Origin of the sequence: Flavobacterium rivuli WB 3.3-2 = DSM 21788 (assembly GCF_000378485.1) — a bacterium.
GTDB lineage: Bacteria > Bacteroidota > Bacteroidia > Flavobacteriales > Flavobacteriaceae > Flavobacterium > Flavobacterium rivuli.
In genome coordinates this window covers 154910-172756 of sequence record NZ_KB899970.1, presented here as the reverse complement: position 1 = coordinate 172756, position 17847 = coordinate 154910, and the positions used below count along the sequence as shown (strand labels likewise).

The following is a 17847-nucleotide window of genomic DNA, read 5'->3' as shown; positions in this document are numbered from 1 at the left end:
TAATTTTGCATTCCGAATTTTATATAAGAAAACAATCTAAATAATGAATATTACAAGAGAAAATGTAGATGCATTGAACGCTATTGTAAAAGTATCTATTACAAAGGATGATTACAAAGCTAATGTAGATAAAGCATTATACAACTATAGAAAAACCACATCACTTCCGGGCTTTAGGAAAGGTGTTGTACCTGTAAGCCTTATCCAGAAACAATATGGCAAAACTGTATTGCTTGAAGAGGTTAACAAATTACTACAGTCTTCGTTAAACAACTACATGTCACGCGAGAAACTAAACATTCTTGGTAACCCGCTGCCTAAAGTTACAGAAGACTTTAACTGGGATGCCGAAGATTTTACTTTTGAATTTGAACTTGGCCTTGCTCCTGAATTTACTGTAGACCTTACTGCTGCAAACAGCATTGTAAAATATACCATTACTGCAGATGAAGCTATGCTTGATGAGCAGGTAGCACGCATACAAAAACAGTATGGCAAACTTATACCTAAAGAAACTGCCGAAGCTGGTGATGATATTGCCGGTACTTTTAAAAACGAAGAAAAAGGTATTGACAGCCCTGCAACAATATCTGCAGAGATATTTGCTGATGCTGCTACCTTTGATAAATTTATTGGTAAAAAAGTGGGCGATGTAGTTACACTTGCTACTAAGGGTTTATTTGATGACGACCACAAACTTATGGATTACCTTAAAGTAGGCCATGATGATGTGCACGGACTTGATATTGAAGTAGAATTTGTTATCGAAGAAGTAAACACTACTGAGCCTGCAGAACTTAACCAGGAGCTTTTTGACAAGCTTTTTGGCGAAGGCAATGTAACTTCTGTTGAAGGTGTAAAAGCTAAAATCAAGGAAGATGCCGAGCAGCAGTTTATACAGCAGGCAGACCAGAAATTCCTTAACGATGCTACAGAGGCATTAATAAGCAATACTAAATTTGACCTTCCTGACACGTTCCTTATCAAGTGGTTACAAACAGCAGGTGAAAAACCTTTAACTGCTGAAGAGGCAGAGGCTGAATACAAAAGATCTGAAAACGGGCTTCGTTACCAGCTTATAGAAGGTAAAGTTATGGCAGACAACAATCTGCAAATAACTTTTGAAGACCTAAAATCATATACTAAAGAGGTAATTAAAAAGCAAATGGCACAATTTGGCCAGCTTAACCCTACCGACGAAGATGTAGATGGTATCGTTGCACGTGTACTTGGTAACCAGGAAGAGGTTAAAAGGCTTTCTGACCAGGTTATGAGCGAAAAGATGGTAAACCTTTATAAAGAAAAAGTACCTTTTACAACTAAAGAGGTTACTTATCAGGAGTTTATCAAAGAAATGTACGGAGAATAAATCTCACGAAAAATGATTATCTTTGAACGTCAGTCCGCCGGGACTGACGTTTTTTCGTTTCTTTTAAACAATTAAAAATTTTAAAAAGACTATGGACTACGGTAAAGAATTTAAAAAATATGCCACTAAACACCACGGTGTAAATAATTTATATTACGATAAGCTTGTAAACCGCGTAACGCCTACAGGCCTTACACCTTACATTATGGAGGAGCGCCAGATGAACGTTGCCCAGATAGACGTGTTTTCGCGCCTTATGATGGACAGGATCATTTTTCTTGGTACGGGTATAGACGACCAGGTTGCAAACATTGTGCAGGCACAGTTATTGTTCCTGGAAAGTGCAGATGCTAACAAGGACATCCAGATATACATTAACTCTCCGGGCGGCAGCGTTTATGCAGGCCTTGGCATGTATGACACCATGCAGTACATTAAGCCCGATGTAGCTACTATCTGTACAGGTATGGCAGCATCTATGGGTGCAGTGCTTTTATGCGCCGGTGCGGCAGGAAAACGTTCGGCACTTCCACACAGCAGGGTAATGATTCACCAGCCATCGGGCGGTGCACAGGGCGTTGCTACAGATATGGAGATAAACCTTCGCGAAATGCTTAAGCTTAAAGAAGAGCTTTACGAGATTATCTCTAAGCATTCCGGACAGGATTATGAGAAAGTACACAAAGACAGCGAGCGCGATTACTGGATGAAAGCTCCTGAAGCTAAAGAGTACGGAATGATAGATGAGGTATTAACAAGAGAATAAAAAAGTCACAGTCGCAGTTTACAGTTGTGCGGGCTTACTGCGACTGAAAACTGCGACTGAAAACTAAAGAAATGGCTAAAGAAGTATTAGAGTGTTCTTTTTGCGGCAGGAAAAAGCCGGAAACTAATTTATTAATTGCAGGCATCAACGCGCATATATGCGACCGTTGTATAGAGCAGGCCCATGGCATTGTACTGGAAGAGCTTAAACAAAGCGGATCTGCATCTATTGCCGGCGAGCTCGACCTGAAAAAGCCTAAAGAAATAAGGGCGTTCCTGGACCAGTATGTTATTGGGCAGGACCAGACCAAGAAAGTGCTTTCGGTTGCGGTATATAACCACTACAAAAGGTTAATGCAGCAAAAAAGCGACGATGATGTAGAGATTGAGAAAAGTAACATCCTTATGGCGGGGCAAACCGGTACCGGTAAAACCCTTGTTGCAAAAACCATTGCGCGCATGCTTAATGTGCCGCTGGCTATTGTAGATGCTACTGTTCTTACCGAAGCAGGCTATGTGGGCGAAGATGTAGAAAGCATCCTTACCCGCCTGTTGCAGGTTGCCGATTATGATGTTGCTAAAGCAGAGCGCGGTATTGTGTTTATTGATGAGATAGACAAGATTGCCCGCAAGAGCGACAACCCGTCTATTACCCGTGATGTATCGGGCGAAGGAGTTCAGCAGGCTTTACTAAAATTGCTTGAAGGTACTATTGTAAACGTTCCGCCTAAGGGTGGCCGTAAGCACCCTGACCAGAAATTTATTGAGGTAAACACCCAGAACATACTGTTTATAGCAGGTGGTGCTTTTGACGGTATAGAGCGCATCATATCTAAAAGGCTTAACCGCCAGGCTGTAGGTTACAGTACATCGCGTAACGTAGACAACATTGATAAAGATAATTTACTGCAATACATTATCCCTAAAGACATTAAGGATTTCGGGCTGATACCGGAGATCATCGGGCGTATGCCGGTGCTTACGCACATGGATCCGTTAGACAGGGAAACGCTTCGCGCCATCCTTACCGAGCCAAAAAATGCCCTGGTTAAACAGTACAAAAAACTGTTTGCTATGGATGATGTAGACCTTTCTATATCTGACGATGCACTGGATTATATTGTAGATAAGGCTTTAGAATACAAGCTTGGTGCCCGTGGCCTTCGTTCTTTATGCGAGGCCATCCTTACCGAAGCAATGTATGAATTGCCGGGAAGCGATGAGCGTACCCTAAGCATTGATAAAGAGTATGTAGACCACCACCTTAACAGGACATTGCTTAAAAGACTTAAAACAGCTTCGTAGCTTCGAGTGGTTAGTATTCAATAGCAGTTTTCAACATGGGTGGTCATTGCGAGGAACGAAGCAATCTTTTGCTTTTAATCTTTGTAACGCAGCGATGACGGACCAAAAAATGGAATAACAAATAAATAGTAAAAGCAGGATAAGTAATTGTCCTGCTTTTTTGCTTTGTTATGTTGCAATTAAAGACATACATTATCAGTTGATTATTTTATAACCCGCTATAGTCTGACAATTAGATAAGATATTTCAATTAGAAAATTGAATATGAATAATATATTAAATACCATTTATCTTTTATATTCTTGAATTCATAATTAATATCATATCCAGAATCTTCCTTATATCTTCTATAAGTTACTACTGAGTCTGATTTAATAATATCTTCTTTTATTATATCTGTGGTCGTTTGATTTTTAAAGTCCTCAACCGAGTAAAAAATAAAATTTTCCTTATCCCATAAATATATTGATTGCTCAGAGCCTGTTCCCATTTCATCAGAATTAAATCCTTTCAAAGGGAATTTTATTCGGGTAAATTTAAATATAGAATCAGAGCGAAATTTTGTGAAAAATTCGTCAAAATCCTCCTTTGGAACTTTTATAGTCAAAGATTTTTCGATTGATTTATTCTCAATTCGTTCTTTTTTTTCTACATTATTACAACCTATAATTATTTTAAAAAATAGTAGCAACAGAAAAAATTTATAATTCATGGTTTAATGTTATTAATTACCAAATGGTCTTTGTACTGGTAAACATATTTATATATATCATTGGGCGATGCCCCCTTACGGATGGAGTATAGTCCACCTAACCTCGCTTAGTGAAAAACTGTAGTACTGCATTCTTGTAATAGTAACCATCAATACAATCTATGGTTACTATCTTCGTCACATCGGTAACAACTTTCTCTATCTTAACCTGCCGCAATGTCAAGATAATTTATTTTTCGTGTTGTAAAATAGCTATCTAAGTGCCACAAGACTGTAGAAGAGTTTAACGGCTCCTATAATTATATCTTAGAATCGTTTAGCAAGGTTTAACTATTAACAATGATCTCCCCGGTTCGGGGAGATCATTGTTAATATAACACATTACCTTCTTGAATATTCGATTTCCTGTGTAACTAACAAATAATAATTTACATCATTTTTACTTATCCTTAAAGTATCATTATTTACCTTTTTCGATAACACATAAGGAGGTTTAATATCTTGCAATTCTATTAAACCATTTTTAAAATGAACTCTTGAATAGCTACTTATTCCACCCGCATTATATAATACTTTATTTAAATATAAACCATTTCTTTCAAAAGATATACTCGCGACATATAAATCAATAAGCTTTGTTTCAAATCTTATTTTTGGAGCAATTTCACGTTCATTCAAATCTCCTTTATTCATTATATAAAGAAATAGCATTCCCAGTAAAAAAAGTGGAATGTAAGTTAGTAGAATTAATTTCTTGTTTTTCACTATTTCTTAATTATTGTGATTCTGCTATATCGAATACTTTTGCTCCCAAATATTTCGCCAATGTTTTAGTATTATCACCTTTCTCTGCAATCAGATTTCCATTCACATCAGGCTTCCATATAGCACTCATGCCGTCAGGGTCAATAAACCTAATTGGATTATCATAAGCGTAGATATAGGGCGACCATCGTCTGTATTGCTCTGCTTTCGGGTCAATATTCATCCATCTTCCTGAATTCCTTGCTCATAGTCGTAAACCCCAAGCTCCAGCTTATCTTGCAGCTCTGCACTAGTGCGGTATGTTCGTATAAGCTTTATCAAAGCTCTAACTCCATAATCATTGTGCTTATACTTATTGCTATTACAAATATACAAACCTGCTAAAATAAAAAAGCCCCGCAATGCGGAGCTTCTTATGCTTTTACGTAAACGTATTAATTACTGAGCTGGAGTAGTTTCAGTAGTTGTAGTTTTAGTAGAATCAACTGTAGTAGTAGTTGTAGCAGCAGAATCTGTAGTTGGAGCTGCAACTTCTGGAGTTTCAGTAACTGTAGAATCTACTGTAGTTTCTGTAGTAGTTTCTTCTTTAGCAGTTTCTTTACAAGAAACAAAAGAAACACTCATCATAGCTACAAGGGCAAGGGTTAAAACAACTTTTTTCATCTTACTTAATTATAAAGGTTAATTATTAATTCGCAGCAAAGATATAAATTTTTTAATATCGCAAAATATTTATTAATAAAAAATACTTTAAATCTTTTCAACCTGAAAGTCAGATTATTACCTGTTTAAATTCACTTTTAACCTTATCATTTAACATCCTGCAATATAGCATAATCTGCAAATAATAGTTTTAAGGTAAAATGTAATCATATAAGTTTACAACTACCTTATTTTACCACCTTCATTTCGTTTACTAAATGCGTGGCACCGGCAAACTTGTCTATAATAAATAACACATAGCGCATATCTACCATTATGTTGCGGCAAATAGACGGATCGTAATATACATCGCTCATGGTACCTTCCCACACACGGTCAAAATTAAGCCCTATAAGATTACCCTTAGCATCTATTGCCGGGCTGCCGGAGTTGCCTCCTGTAGTATGGTTAGTACCTATAAAGCAAACAGGCATTTTACCCTTTTCGCCATACTGGCCAAAGTCTTTTTTGTTGTACAGGTCTATCAGTTTTTGTGGCACGTCATACTCATAATCGCCGGGAATGTATTTTTCCAAAACACCGCCAAGGTAAGTAACCGGCTCATAGTAAGTAGCGTCTTTAGGTTCGTAGCCTTTTACTTTACCGTAAGTAACACGCAGGGTACTGTTAGCATCGGGAAAAATGCGCGCCTCTTTAGGGCTAAGTTCCAGTATGACTTTCATGTAAGTGCGCTGCAAGGCAGCTATTTGCAGGTTAAGCTCGTCATACTTAGGCATCACTTTTTCTGTTTGCGTCTCGGCCATAGCTTTAAGCAGCTGGTAGCCTTTATCGGCATTAAGGCGGGCAATGGCAGCAGCAGGATCTCCGGCAAGGAGTTCCTTAACGCCGTCAAGGCTTGTAAGTTTCGACTGGCCATACACCTCAGCAGTAAGCTTTTTATAATCGGCACCGGCAATAGCTGCAGGCACAAACTGCTTAGGCATTTTAGTGCCGTATAACTCTATGAGTTGCTCAAACACCTTTTCGTCTACATTCTTATTAAAGTCTTTGTATATCTCTGTAAGGGTAGCAATCATGTTTTCCCTACGGTCTGTAAACGCCTGTGCACCTTTATTTTTAAATACCAATTCTAATTGGTACAGCCTGTAAGCGGTGGTAAGCAGCTCTGTATTTCTTAAAGCTACTTCGGTAAAATAATCACGCGCAAGCGAGTACTGTTCTATGGCCTTATAATTCTTTTCGAAGTCAGCCAGTAAATTACCATATTCAGCTTGTTTGCCGGCCTTTTGCACACGGGCCATAAATTCTTTTTCCTGTGCTTTTTTAATGGCAACGGCGTTGGTCTTTTTTAGGCCGGTAGTCTCCCCTATCCATTTTTTCCAGTAGTTGGCAATACTTGCATACTTGGCAGCATACTGTATTTTTATGGCTTTGTCTTTTCGCATAAAACCGTCGGCTACTTTTAGGGCGGCCTCTCTTATTTCTATCTTGGCAGGGTTAAGCACCGTAACCAATTGGTCTATGGCTACAGATGGCAAATACTCTGTAGTACGGCCGGGATAGCCAAATACAAGTGTAAAATCGTTTTCTTTAACTCCTTTTACAGATACCGGAAAAAAGTACTTAGGCTTGTACGGTACATTGTCTTTACTGTAAGCCGCGGGGCGGTTGCTTTTATCGGCATAAATACGGAACAACGAGAAGTCCCCGGTATGCCTTGGCCACACCCAATTATCTGTATCATTACCAAATTTACCAATAGATGATGGTGGTGCGCCCACAAGCCTTACATCTTTAAAAGACTCTGTTACGAACAGCATGTACTGGTTACCCTCATAAAAGGTGCGTATACTATTTTCCTGCCACGCTTCTTTAGGTAATGTCTTGGTAAGGCTGGCAATATTCTGCTGAATTTTTTGCACCCTCGCTTTTTCATCAATTGCCTGTGTACCTTCGAGCACCTTTGTAGTAACATCTTCTATACGTACAATAAAGGTTACCTCTAAGTCCGGGTTAGGCAACTCTTCGGCCTGGCTCATAGCCCAGAAACCGTTAGTAAGGTAATCATGCTCTACCGTACTATGGCTTTGTATTTCGCCAAAACCGCAGTGGTGGTTTGTAAGCAGCAACCCCTGAGACGATATTACCTCACTGGTACAGCCACCGTTAAACTGGGGTACGGCATCTTTAAGGCTGGAATGGTTAACATCATAAATATCCTGTACCGACATTTTCATGCCCAGGCTTTTCATTTCTTTTTCGTTCATACCCTGCAGCAGTGAGGGTATCCACATACCGCCTTGCTGTGCCAGTGCAGGAAAGGCAACAAAGAGGATGAGTAAGCGTACTAATTTCATATCAAAGTTTTGTTTGTACGCGCAAGATAGGGATTTTTAAAAACATGAATGGAAAGTTAGAAAACAGAATCGGCAGCATTAAGCTGCTTTCTTAAACCGGTTTAAGTTTTTTGTGACTGGCATTTTAGAAATTTGTATCAACAATTAAATACAATAACATTATGAAAACAAGGATTTTAATACACGAAACAGAACCGGAAGGATTTAAAGTAATGCTGGGCTTTGAAAAATATTTAGCTACTACAGATATTAAACCTTTGCATAAAGAACTTATTAAACTCAGGGCTTCTCAAATAAATGGTTGTGCCTATTGTTTAGACAAACACTCTAAAGATGCCCGCAAACTTGGCGAGACAGAACAGCGCCTTTATACACTCAGTACCTGGAGGGAAACCCCGTTTTTTAGCGAAGAAGAAAAAGCCATATTAGCCTTAACCGAAGAAGTGACACTTATTACAGGCCACGTATCTGACAAAACTTATAACGATGCAATAACCATTTTAGGCGATAAATATACTGCTCAGGTTATCATGCTTATAATAGCTATTAACGCCTGGAACCGCATAGGAATTACTACAGCAATGATGCCCGAGTAATATAAATAAAGCAATAAATGTTTAGGAGGCTTACCTTATACACTGCCCCTTTATTTTGCATTAAATGTAATTTTCACATTTAAAAACTAAACATTTTAATATATTTGGGTTATACAAACCATATTATTTTAAAATGAATTATCGCCTTACCTTAAAAACTGTAGCTCTGCTTAGCATCCTGGCTGTTGGCTGCAAACAAAAACAAGCAGAAACCACCCCGACCCCTACTCAGGCTGTTATAACGAATCCAATTATAGATGGTTATTATGCCGACCCAACTATAGTTAAGCACAATGGCGATTATTATATATATGCTACTATAGACCCGTGGGGTGCCGATGAGCTTGCCGTACTGGTTACTAAAGATTTTAAGACTTTTAAAAAAGAAAAACTAAACTGGCCTACTAAAGCACAATGTACCAGCCCAACATCGGGCGATGCAAAGGTATGGGCTCCCGGAGTTGTTAAGGGTACCGATGGAAAGTTTTATATGTACGTATCTGTAGGCAGCGAAGTTTGGGGCGGCGTAGCCGATAACCCGCTTGGCCCATGGAAAAACATGAAGGCAGATAACACACCGTTGGTCTCTAAAAATGATTTCCCTGTTGTGCACAACATAGACGCCGACTGTTTTATTGATACCGATGGGCAGGCATACCTGTACTGGGGATCGGGTTATAACTGGGTTAATGGCAAGTGTATGGCGGTAAAGCTTAAAAAAGACATGCATACATTTGATGGTACTCCGCAAGACGTTACCCCACCCGATTACTTTGAAGGCCCGCACATGATAAAGCGTAACAACAAATATTACCTGATGTTCTCGCAGGGTAAAGCTATAGATGCTACCTATAAAGTAGGCTATGCAACGGGCAACAGTCCGCTTGGGCCATTTACAAAAGGCGTTAACAGCCCTATACTGCAAACCACTAAAGACAGTGTTACCTACGGACCCGGCCACCACACTGTATTTACCGAGAAAGGTCAGGATTACATTTTATACCACCGCATTAAACCGCAAAAGCAGGATTATGTTTTACGACAGCTATGTATAGACAGCCTGAAGTTTGACAATGCAGGAAACATTTTGCCTGTAGTGCCAAAAGGGATTGGAGAGTTGTAGAATATTGTTTTATAAAAGTGCATTAGTCCCTGATGTATGACATATTTACAGGAAAAACAAAACAACATCAATTGAGCTTTGGAGAAGCGGTATATTATTTATATGCTCTTCTCCAAAGCTCAAGGTCGTTTCGGTGGGATTGGATACAAACATGCCGCCCTCCTGAAGCTTAGAATTAGAGATTCTTCGACTACGTTGCACTTCGCTCAGAATGACAAATCACCGAAACATATCAGACGGAGGCTGTCATTGCGAGGCACGAGGCAATCTAAATTTATATGCGCATTAGTTCTATTTTTCTGAGATTCTTCGACTACGTTATACCCGCCTACCGGCAGGCAGGCTTCGCTCAAAGTGACACCGGCCAGTCATTCCTGTACACAAAAGCAATCGTATAATTATTAATTTTAGATTTCTCCTTCGTCGAAATGGAATAGCGATGTGTGATTATGAATGAAGCGCAGCGGAATTGAGGAATCTCTACTTTAGATTATCATATAAAAGATTGACTCGCCACGCTGGCGCGAGCCTCAGGCTCGTGCACAATATTTAAATAGTTGCCGGCACGAGCCTGAGGCTCGCGCTAGCAAAGGGCCAGTCATTCCTGGACACAAAAGCAATTTATAGTTATTCATTTGAGATTCTCCTTCGTCGAAATGGAATAGCGAGTATCATTCCGAATGAAGCGCAGCGGAATTGAGGAATCTCTACTTTAGATTATCATATAAAAGATTGACTCCCCACGCTGGCGCGAGCCTCAGGCTCGTGCACAATATTTAAATAGTTGCCGGCACGAGCCTGAGGCTCGCGCTAGCAAAGGGCCAGTCATTCCTGGACACAAAAGCAATTTATAGTTATTCATTTAAGATTTCTCCTTCGTCGAAATGGAATAGCGATGTGTCATTCCGAATGAAGCGCAGCGGAATTGAGGAATCTCTACTTTAGATCATCATATAAAAGATTGACTCGCCACGCTAGCGCGAGCCTGAGGCTCGCGCTAGCAAAGGAATTGCTTATTGTCAATTGCAAATCCCTATTGCTTATTAACCCCTTTCAATTGATCCAAAATCCACAAATAATCTTCCTGATTGTTGACAAAATCTTTATCGGTAACATCTATAACCAATACATTTAGCCCGGTAGCCGATTTAATAAAGTCGAGGTAACCGCGGTTAATGTTATCAAGGTATTCAACCGTAATATCCTGCTCGTAGTCGCGCCCCCGTTTTTTAATTTGCTGCAACAGCCTTTCGGTGCTTTGGTACAGGTAAATGTACAGGCCGGGTTTCGGCAGCTCTTTATACATAATATCAAACAGGCGGTGGTAGAGGCGGTACTCGTCTTCGCTAAGGGTAATTTTAGAAAAAATGAGTGACTTTACAATATAGTAATCGGCTACCACAAAATCGCTGAACAGGTTTAGTTGCGAGAGGTCATCGGTAAGCTGCTGGTACCGGTCGGCCAGGAAGGACATTTCTAAAGAAAAGGCATACCGCGCCTGGTCGGCATAAAATTTAGGCAGGAACGGGTTATCAGCAAAACGTTCGGGCACGAGCTGTGCATTAAAATCTTCCGATATCTTTAAGGCAAGCGATGTTTTCCCTGCGCCAATATTCCCTTCTATAGCAATGTAATTAAACCGCTCCGGGCTGTAGGCATCGGCAGGCGATGTAAGTTGGGTTACCAGTTCGCAGTCAGACGTATCTTCAGTTTCTGCTATAAGCTGGTTAATATCCATGTTCAGTATTGGGTGCACCCATTGCGGCGAAATATCACGTAAAGGGTACAGCACAAAATTGCGCCCTGCCATCCGCGGATGCGGCACCTGCAAATGCGGCTTGTTAATCACTTCATCATTAAAGGCAATAATATCTATATCTATAGTGCGCGAAATGTACTCGCCCGTAGCACTGCGCACCCTTCCACACTGTGCTTCGGCAGCAAGCAGGCCTTGTAAAAGTTCTATTGCCGATTTACTGGTATGCACTAATAGAGCACAGTTGTAAAAGGCATCACCCTCAAAGCCCCATGCAGGAGTTTCATAAACGCCGGATGTTTTTATAACCGTGGCTATATGGCTGTGTATATAATCAATACCCTGCTGCAGGCTCTCTAAACGATTGCCCAGGTTACTTCCTAACGATAAAATAGCACTGTTCTGAAATTTCATAGGCTGCAAAGTAAGCAAACATTTTGGTGCCGTTTAAGCCCTTAATGAAATTATTGGCATAGTGTTAATAAATTTAAAGCAGCGCATCTGTAACATATCATGTATTTTTGCTACCTATTATGAGAAATCAAATTTTAGTACCATGAATTTTTTTAAAAGCGTGCTGGCAACAGTGGTAGGGTTATTCCTCTTTGGGTTTTTATCTTTTATATTAATAATTGTTATAGGGGTTGCCGCGGCAGCTGCCGGTAGTGGCGGTGGTGGCAATAAAAACATAGTCGAGGTTAAAGACAACTCGGTAATAGAGCTCGACCTTACTAAGGTAACTAACGACTATGCCGGTAATTTTACCTATACAGATTTTGCAATGCTAAACTCTGAGCCTAAAGAAGGCCTTACAGATGTGCTTAACGCCATAGACGCAGCAAAAAAAGACGACAGGATAAAAGGAATTACCATTACCAATGGTACAACCGGCCTGGGCATGGCACAAAGCAAAGCCCTTAGAGATAAGCTGGACGATTTTAAAACATCGAAAAAGTTTATTGTAGCTTATTCTGACACCTACACCCAGGGTACTTACTACCTAAACTCTGTAGCCGATACACTGTACCTTAACCCGGTAGGTGATTTTGAGTTTAAAGGCCTGTCGAGCGAAGTAATGTTCTACAAGGACCTTCAGGAAAAAACGGGTATTACCATGGAAGTTATACGCCACGGTAAATACAAAAGCGCTGTAGAGCCTTTTCTTGCGAATGAAATGAGCCCTGCAAACAGGGAGCAAATCACACAATTGCTTACATCGGTATGGGGGTCTGTAGTTACAGACATTTCTAAAAGCCGTAACATACCGGTAGACAGCCTTAACAGCATTGCTGAGAACCTTAGTGCGCGCACTCCTGAAATGGCTAAAGCCAAAAAACTTATTGATAAAGTAGGTTATGAAGATGAGTACGTTGCCGGTATAAAAAAAGCACTTAAAGTAGGTAAAGACGAAGAATACAATACTGTTGACATTCTTGATTATGTGAGCGCTGCAGAGATGGACAGTAAAGCCAGTGATGCTAAAGACAGGATTGCCGTTATATACGCACAGGGCGAAATTGCCGGTGGCGAAGGCGATGTAAACATTATAGGCGAAGGTGCTTTGCGCACAGCGTTGCAGGCAGCTGTTGAAGATGAAGATGTAAAATCTATAGTATTGCGTGTAGACTCTCCGGGGGGCAGCGCACTAACATCTGATATTATATGGAGGGATATAGAGCTTGCCAAAAAGAAAAAGCCAATTGTAGTTTCTATGGGTAATTACGCAGCATCTGGCGGGTACTATATTTCGTGTAATGCAAACAGGATCTTTGCAGAGCCTACCACCATTACAGGTTCTATAGGTGTGTTTGGTGTACTGCCTAACCTTACTAAACTGTCTAACAACCTTGGTATTCACACAGAAGAGGTTAGTACACATGGCAATGCATCGGGTTACAGCATGTTTACTCCCCTTAAAGACAATACCCGCGAAATAATACAACAGGGTGTAGAGCATATTTACACCACTTTTGTAAGCCGTGTGGCTAAAGGCCGTAACATGACTCCAGAAGCGGTAGATGCTATTGCCCAGGGGCGTGTATGGACGGGTAACGACGCTCTTAAAAACGGGCTTGTAGACGAAATAGGCGGACTGGATGATGCCATAAAATATGCTGCAAAACTGGGCAAGACCACAGATTACAGCACAAAAAACTATCCTGAATATGAAAGGACTTTTGATAAGTTTTTAAGCAGCCTTACAGGTTTGCCTTTTGCACAGTCAAGAGAGTCTTTTATTAAGGAAGAAGTGGGCGCAGAAAACTACCAGATGATAGAGCGCATAAGGCGTGTTACCAAACTTAAAGGTACACAGGCCATGATGCCTTTTGAAATAAATATTAGATAAATACCTTTTGTACAGGGCGGCTAAAAGTAGTACCTTAGTCGTAAATTAAGAATACTATGGTTAAAAAGATCCTGAAGTGGACAGGTATTGTTTTGCTTGTCATCATCATTGCACTGGCCGCCGCGCCGTTCCTGTTTAAAGACAAAATAAAAAGCATGGTAGTTAAGGCTATCAATAACCAGGTAGATGCTACCGTAGCGTTTGAAGATGTTAGCCTTAGCCTGTTTAAAAGTTTCCCTAAAGCAAGTGTAACCATAGATAAGTTAAGCGTTATTAACAAAGCGCCTTTTGCCGGAGATACGCTGGTATACATGGGCGAGCTAAACCTTAATATGTCGGTTAAAGAACTCTTTAAAAAAGAGGGCGAAACCATGAACCTTGAGTCTATAAGCACTAAAAACGGGCTTGTAAACATCCTGTTTAATAAAGATGGCGTGGGTAATTTTGATATTGCCCTTAAAGGCGACCCTAACCAGCCTGCTACCACAGAGCCGAGCAAGCCGTTTGCATTAAGCATTCAGAATTATGACGTGCAAAACCTGCGATTTAAATATTATGATGAGCGTTCTAAAATAAAAGTGGTTATAGACAGCCTGAACCATACCGGTAAAGGAAATTTTGCCGCTAATAAACTGGATCTTGATACCCATACCACAGCTACCCTTACTATGGATATGGACAAGACCAACTACATGCGTGCCGTGAAACTTAAGCTTGATGCTGTTTTAGGCATGGACCTGGACAAAAGTATTTACACCTTTAAAGAGAACAAGGCTTTTATAAACCAGTTACCTTTAGAGTTTGATGGCAGCGTGGCCATTCAGGAAGCAGGCCAGCAAATAGACCTTACCTTCTTTACCCCTACATCATCGTTTAAAAATTTTTTAGGGTTAATACCGGAAGCCTATTCAGGCAGTATTGCCAATGTAAAGACCGAAGGCGATTTTACCATAAAAGGCAAGGTAAACGGGCTTAACGGCGATAACAGCGTACCAAAATTCAACATTGCATTTGCATCAAACAATGCCTCATTTAAATATCCCGACCTGCCAAAATCGGTTGAGAAGATCGTTATTGACACTAAGATCATCAATGAAACCGGTGTGCTTAATGATACCTATGTAAATATTGATAAACTGTCGTTTAAAATAGACCAGGATGTTTTTGATGCCAGCGCAAACATTCGTAATATCATCGAAAATCCGTTGGTAGATGCCAGGCTAAAAGGTATTATTAACCTTGCAAATGTATCTAAGGCGTATCCTGTGAAAATGGATATTCCGCTTACAGGTATATTAAGGGCAGATGTAGAAACTAAATTTGACATGGCTGCCGTAGATGCAAAAGCTTACGAGAAAATACAGAATAAGGGTAACATTAGCCTTAGCGGATTTAATTATAAGGTAGACGGTTTTGCCCATCCTTTTGTTATCAGCCAGGCCGATGTACAGTTTAACCCAAACCGTGTAAACCTGAGCCGTTTTGATGCTAAAACAGGAGGATCGGATATTGCTATTACCGGTACTCTTGATAATTTTTATGGTTTTATTTTTAAAGACCAAACGTTGCAGGGTAACTTTAACATGAACTCTAACAAGCTTATTGTTGCTGATTTTATGGCTCCGGCGCCTGTTAAGACTACTACGACCGAAACAACAAGCGAGTCTAAAGAAGCAACCACCAAAACAGAAACAAAGAAAACAACAACCTCTAACGCCGTTAAAATTCCTGCGTTTTTAGATTGTACCATCACTGCAAAAGCTAACAGTGTGGTATATGACAACCTTAACCTTACCGATGTTTCGGGCAAGATGATCATTAAAGATGAGGCTGTGGCATTGCAAAATGTAAAGACTTCAATATTTGGTGGTAACATTGGTTTTAATGGTAATGTATCTACAAAAAGTGCTACGCCTAAATTCAACATGGGGCTTAACCTTAACAGCCTTGATATAACGCAGTCATTCACGCAGCTTGAAATGCTTAAGTCTATCGCACCAATTGCCGATGTTATAACAGGTAAATTTAGCAGCACTATTAATGTAGCAGGTAACCTTGACGCTAAAGAAATGACCCCCGATATGAAATCGCTTACGGGCGACCTTGCAGGTTCATTAGCCAATACGGTTATCAATACTGCAAAATCTAAGGTACTTACAGCGTTGACTACCAACGTTAAATTCCTTGACCCTTCTAAAATAAACCTGAACCAAAAGATAAATCTTACGTTTAACGATGGTAAGGTTAACATTCAGCCTTTCAACATTAAATACCAGGATATAGATGTAAAGATACAGGGAACGCATGGCTTTGACCAGGTTATGAACTACAATGTAGGCTTTGATGTTCCTGCTAAGTATCTGGGCAGCGATGTAACTAAACTGCTTGCCACATTAAAAACGGATGGCAGTAAAATAAGTATCCCGGTTAATGCGGTTATTACGGGTACTTTCCAGAACCCTAAAGTAAGCACCGACCTTTCTAAGTCGGTTACCAGCCTTACCACACAACTTGTACAGCAACAAAAAGACAAGTATGTAAACCAGGCTACAGATAAAGGCAAAGAACTTTTAGGCAACCTGATTAAAGGGGCCACAAAAAATAATGGAGCCACTACCGATACTACAAAAACTACCACCCCTAAAACCAATGCCGAAGTAAAACAGCAGGCAGAGGAAGCAGCTAAAACTACCGTTAAAAACGCCGTTAATAACCTGTTTAAAAAGAAGGATAAGAAAGAGTAGTATTCAGTTATCAGCCGCAGAAAGCGGACTTACTCAATATAAAACACCCATCAGATTCAGTATCTGGTGGGTGTTTTGTTTTGTAGATTATTTTAAAAGATGCACAAAGATTTTAAGATCCGTAATTCGGCAGAAATGCAGCTGCCACTCTCTTGATAACAATTGTCTGAATCCAACTTTTAAATTAATCTGTGTTTTTGCCATAAAGTGAGCAACTGTGAGTGAAGCTAAGGCCTAAAACTTTGTTGCGTTAAGCAAATTATAAGTTGAGGCGTTAAGAATCACTTGCTGTTTGAGCGCAGCGAGTTCAAATGATTTAGCCAAAGCTTATAATTTGTAGCATAAGAAGTTAGAGCCTTGTCCCGATAGCTATCGGGATTGCTTCTTTTGTTTCAAGACAAAAGAAGAATAAAATAATTAAAGATAGCATAATCTACTGGCAGTAAACCACTTTAAACACAACACACCCCTAACCCCTCTCAAGAGGGGAAAAGCTTCACTCAACCTTAATAAACACAGTTGCATTATAAATCATCACACATTAATCTGCACTACAAAACCTTCATAAGAGCGCACATTAAACACGGTGCCATCTTCAAAAATAAGGTATTGCCCTTTTATACCTGTAAGTACACCGCTATAAGTAGGTGTAGTGCTTAGGTTAAGGCTGCTTATTTTTTTAGGATATTCCAGGACCGGATATTCTAATGTATATAATTTCTCGGGAGTAGTTTCAAAATATTCCTGCACTTCATCGGGCAACAGGTAACTGGCCTCATTACGGCGCGCAATAAGGTCTGTTGGCGCAACATCGTTAAGGAGCATCTTCTTCCAGTTAATCTTGTCAGAGAAGTGGTTTTTAAGGGCAACCTCTGTAATACCGGCAAGGTAACGGTTGGGCACTTCTACAAGCGGTGTGGCGTAGCTTGCCCCCTGGTCTATCCATCGGGTAGGTACCTGCGTTTTTCGGGTTACCCCTACTTTTAGGTCGCTGCTCGATGCCAGGTAAACCACATGGGGTTGCAATTGCACACGCTCCTCATAAGCAAGGTCACGGTCGGCAACACCCAAATGGGCTGTACTAAGCTCCGGGCGCATGATCCAGTCCCCTGCCGATGGGATACTGTAAAAGCAATCGTAGCAAAAACCCATACGGTAAATCTTTTTCTTCTTATTGCAGTTGGTACAACTGTAGCCCATAAAATTAATTTCGAAAGGTTTGCCCAGGAGTTGGTTAACGTGCAGGAAACTGTTCTCGAAAACAAGATAATATTGTATGGGGCTGCCCGCCTCTGTTTGCATTTTTGTGAGTACGCCTTCGTATTGCATGAAAAAATTCAGTATT

At 40.3% G+C, this 17847-nt stretch carries 14 protein-coding genes; 7 read left to right on the top strand and 7 right to left on the bottom strand.

The window, feature by feature from the left end:
• The first annotated feature begins 43 nt into the window (after positions 1 to 43).
• The 3 genes from tig (at position 44) to clpX (ending at position 3439) form a co-directional block, all read left to right on the top strand.
• A complete protein-coding gene (gene tig / locus F565_RS0111745) occupies positions 44 to 1369 on the top strand; it encodes a trigger factor (protein WP_020213427.1) in 1326 nt (441 codons plus the stop codon).
• Between the two features lie 91 nt (positions 1370 to 1460).
• On the top strand, positions 1461 to 2135 hold the full coding sequence (clpP, locus tag F565_RS0111740) for an ATP-dependent Clp endopeptidase proteolytic subunit ClpP (RefSeq protein WP_020213426.1): 675 nt from the start codon (positions 1461 to 1463) through the stop codon (positions 2133 to 2135).
• 71 nt (positions 2136 to 2206) lie between these two features.
• On the top strand, positions 2207 to 3439 hold the full coding sequence (gene clpX / locus F565_RS0111735; protein WP_020213425.1) for an ATP-dependent Clp protease ATP-binding subunit ClpX: 1233 nt from the start codon (positions 2207 to 2209) through the stop codon (positions 3437 to 3439).
• A gap of 250 nt (positions 3440 to 3689) precedes the next feature.
• Here clpX and F565_RS0111730 read toward each other — a convergent pair whose 3' ends face one another.
• The 5 genes from F565_RS0111730 to F565_RS0111705 form a co-directional block, all read right to left on the bottom strand.
• Positions 3690 to 4151 (bottom strand): hypothetical protein, encoded by a 462-nt coding sequence (locus F565_RS0111730; protein WP_020213424.1) that lies wholly within the window; start codon positions 4149 to 4151, stop codon positions 3690 to 3692.
• Between the two features lie 381 nt (positions 4152 to 4532).
• Complete coding sequence (locus F565_RS0111725; RefSeq protein ID WP_020213423.1) at positions 4533 to 4844, bottom strand: hypothetical protein; 312 nt, start codon at positions 4842 to 4844, stop codon at positions 4533 to 4535.
• A gap of 82 nt (positions 4845 to 4926) precedes the next feature.
• Complete coding sequence (locus tag F565_RS0111720) at positions 4927 to 5139, bottom strand: hypothetical protein (RefSeq protein WP_020213422.1); 213 nt, start codon at positions 5137 to 5139, stop codon at positions 4927 to 4929.
• A gap of 215 nt (positions 5140 to 5354) precedes the next feature.
• Positions 5355 to 5579, bottom strand: coding sequence for a hypothetical protein (locus tag F565_RS0111710; RefSeq protein WP_020213420.1), 225 nt, complete (start codon positions 5577 to 5579; stop codon positions 5355 to 5357).
• 227 nt (positions 5580 to 5806) lie between these two features.
• On the bottom strand, positions 5807 to 7936 hold the full coding sequence (locus F565_RS0111705; protein ID WP_020213419.1) for a S46 family peptidase: 2130 nt from the start codon (positions 7934 to 7936) through the stop codon (positions 5807 to 5809).
• 161 nt (positions 7937 to 8097) lie between these two features.
• Between F565_RS0111705 and F565_RS0111700 the strand changes: the two genes are divergently transcribed.
• Both F565_RS0111700 and F565_RS0111695 read left to right on the top strand, forming a co-directional pair.
• Complete coding sequence (locus F565_RS0111700) at positions 8098 to 8532, top strand: carboxymuconolactone decarboxylase family protein (RefSeq protein ID WP_020213418.1); 435 nt, start codon at positions 8098 to 8100, stop codon at positions 8530 to 8532.
• Positions 8533 to 8665: 133 nt separating this feature from the next.
• Positions 8666 to 9655, top strand: coding sequence for a family 43 glycosylhydrolase (locus F565_RS0111695; RefSeq protein WP_020213417.1), 990 nt, complete (start codon positions 8666 to 8668; stop codon positions 9653 to 9655).
• A gap of 1033 nt (positions 9656 to 10688) precedes the next feature.
• Here F565_RS0111695 and folK read toward each other — a convergent pair.
• A complete protein-coding gene (folK, locus tag F565_RS0111690; RefSeq protein ID WP_020213416.1) occupies positions 10689 to 11825 on the bottom strand; it encodes a 2-amino-4-hydroxy-6-hydroxymethyldihydropteridine diphosphokinase in 1137 nt (378 codons plus the stop codon).
• Between the two features lie 142 nt (positions 11826 to 11967).
• On the opposite strand from folK, the gene sppA reads away from it, so the two are divergent.
• Both sppA and F565_RS0111680 read left to right on the top strand, forming a co-directional pair.
• Positions 11968 to 13758 carry a signal peptide peptidase SppA gene (gene sppA / locus F565_RS0111685; protein WP_020213415.1) on the top strand — a complete coding sequence of 597 codons (1791 nt, stop codon included), beginning with the start codon at positions 11968 to 11970 and terminating at the stop codon, positions 13756 to 13758.
• A gap of 56 nt (positions 13759 to 13814) precedes the next feature.
• Positions 13815 to 16502, top strand: coding sequence for an AsmA-like C-terminal region-containing protein (locus tag F565_RS0111680; RefSeq protein ID WP_020213414.1), 2688 nt, complete (start codon positions 13815 to 13817; stop codon positions 16500 to 16502).
• A 534-nt stretch (positions 16503 to 17036) separates the two neighbouring features.
• On the opposite strand, the gene F565_RS0111675 is transcribed toward F565_RS0111680, so the two are convergent.
• Positions 17037 to 17831 carry a DUF2797 domain-containing protein gene (locus F565_RS0111675; protein ID WP_026300020.1) on the bottom strand — a complete coding sequence of 265 codons (795 nt, stop codon included), beginning with the start codon at positions 17829 to 17831 and terminating at the stop codon, positions 17037 to 17039.
• Positions 17832 to 17847: the final 16 nt, after the last annotated feature.

What these genes read in the sequence shown, in the direction of transcription:
- F565_RS0111680 (WP_020213414.1), top strand. Translation starts at nt 13,815, where the DNA reads ATGGTTAAAAAGATCCTGAAGTGGACAGGTATTGTTTTGCTTGTCATC.
- F565_RS0111700 (WP_020213418.1), top strand. Translation starts at nt 8,098, where the DNA reads ATGAAAACAAGGATTTTAATACACGAAACAGAACCGGAAGGATTTAAA.
- F565_RS0111710 (WP_020213420.1), bottom strand. Translation starts at nt 5,579, where the DNA reads ATGAAAAAAGTTGTTTTAACCCTTGCCCTTGTAGCTATGATGAGTGTT.
- clpP (WP_020213426.1), top strand. Translation starts at nt 1,461, where the DNA reads ATGGACTACGGTAAAGAATTTAAAAAATATGCCACTAAACACCACGGT.
- F565_RS0111695 (WP_020213417.1), top strand. Translation starts at nt 8,666, where the DNA reads ATGAATTATCGCCTTACCTTAAAAACTGTAGCTCTGCTTAGCATCCTG.
- tig (WP_020213427.1), top strand. Translation starts at nt 44, where the DNA reads ATGAATATTACAAGAGAAAATGTAGATGCATTGAACGCTATTGTAAAA.
- F565_RS0111705 (WP_020213419.1), bottom strand. Translation starts at nt 7,936, where the DNA reads ATGAAATTAGTACGCTTACTCATCCTCTTTGTTGCCTTTCCTGCACTG.
- F565_RS0111675 (WP_026300020.1), bottom strand. Translation starts at nt 17,831, where the DNA reads ATGCAATACGAAGGCGTACTCACAAAAATGCAAACAGAGGCGGGCAGC.
- F565_RS0111730 (WP_020213424.1), bottom strand. Translation starts at nt 4,151, where the DNA reads ATGAATTATAAATTTTTTCTGTTGCTACTATTTTTTAAAATAATTATA.
- clpX (WP_020213425.1), top strand. Translation starts at nt 2,207, where the DNA reads ATGGCTAAAGAAGTATTAGAGTGTTCTTTTTGCGGCAGGAAAAAGCCG.
- F565_RS0111725 (WP_020213423.1), bottom strand. Translation starts at nt 4,844, where the DNA reads ATGAATAAAGGAGATTTGAATGAACGTGAAATTGCTCCAAAAATAAGA.
- sppA (WP_020213415.1), top strand. Translation starts at nt 11,968, where the DNA reads ATGAATTTTTTTAAAAGCGTGCTGGCAACAGTGGTAGGGTTATTCCTC.
- F565_RS0111720 (WP_020213422.1), bottom strand. Translation starts at nt 5,139, where the DNA reads ATGAATATTGACCCGAAAGCAGAGCAATACAGACGATGGTCGCCCTAT.
- folK (WP_020213416.1), bottom strand. Translation starts at nt 11,825, where the DNA reads ATGAAATTTCAGAACAGTGCTATTTTATCGTTAGGAAGTAACCTGGGC.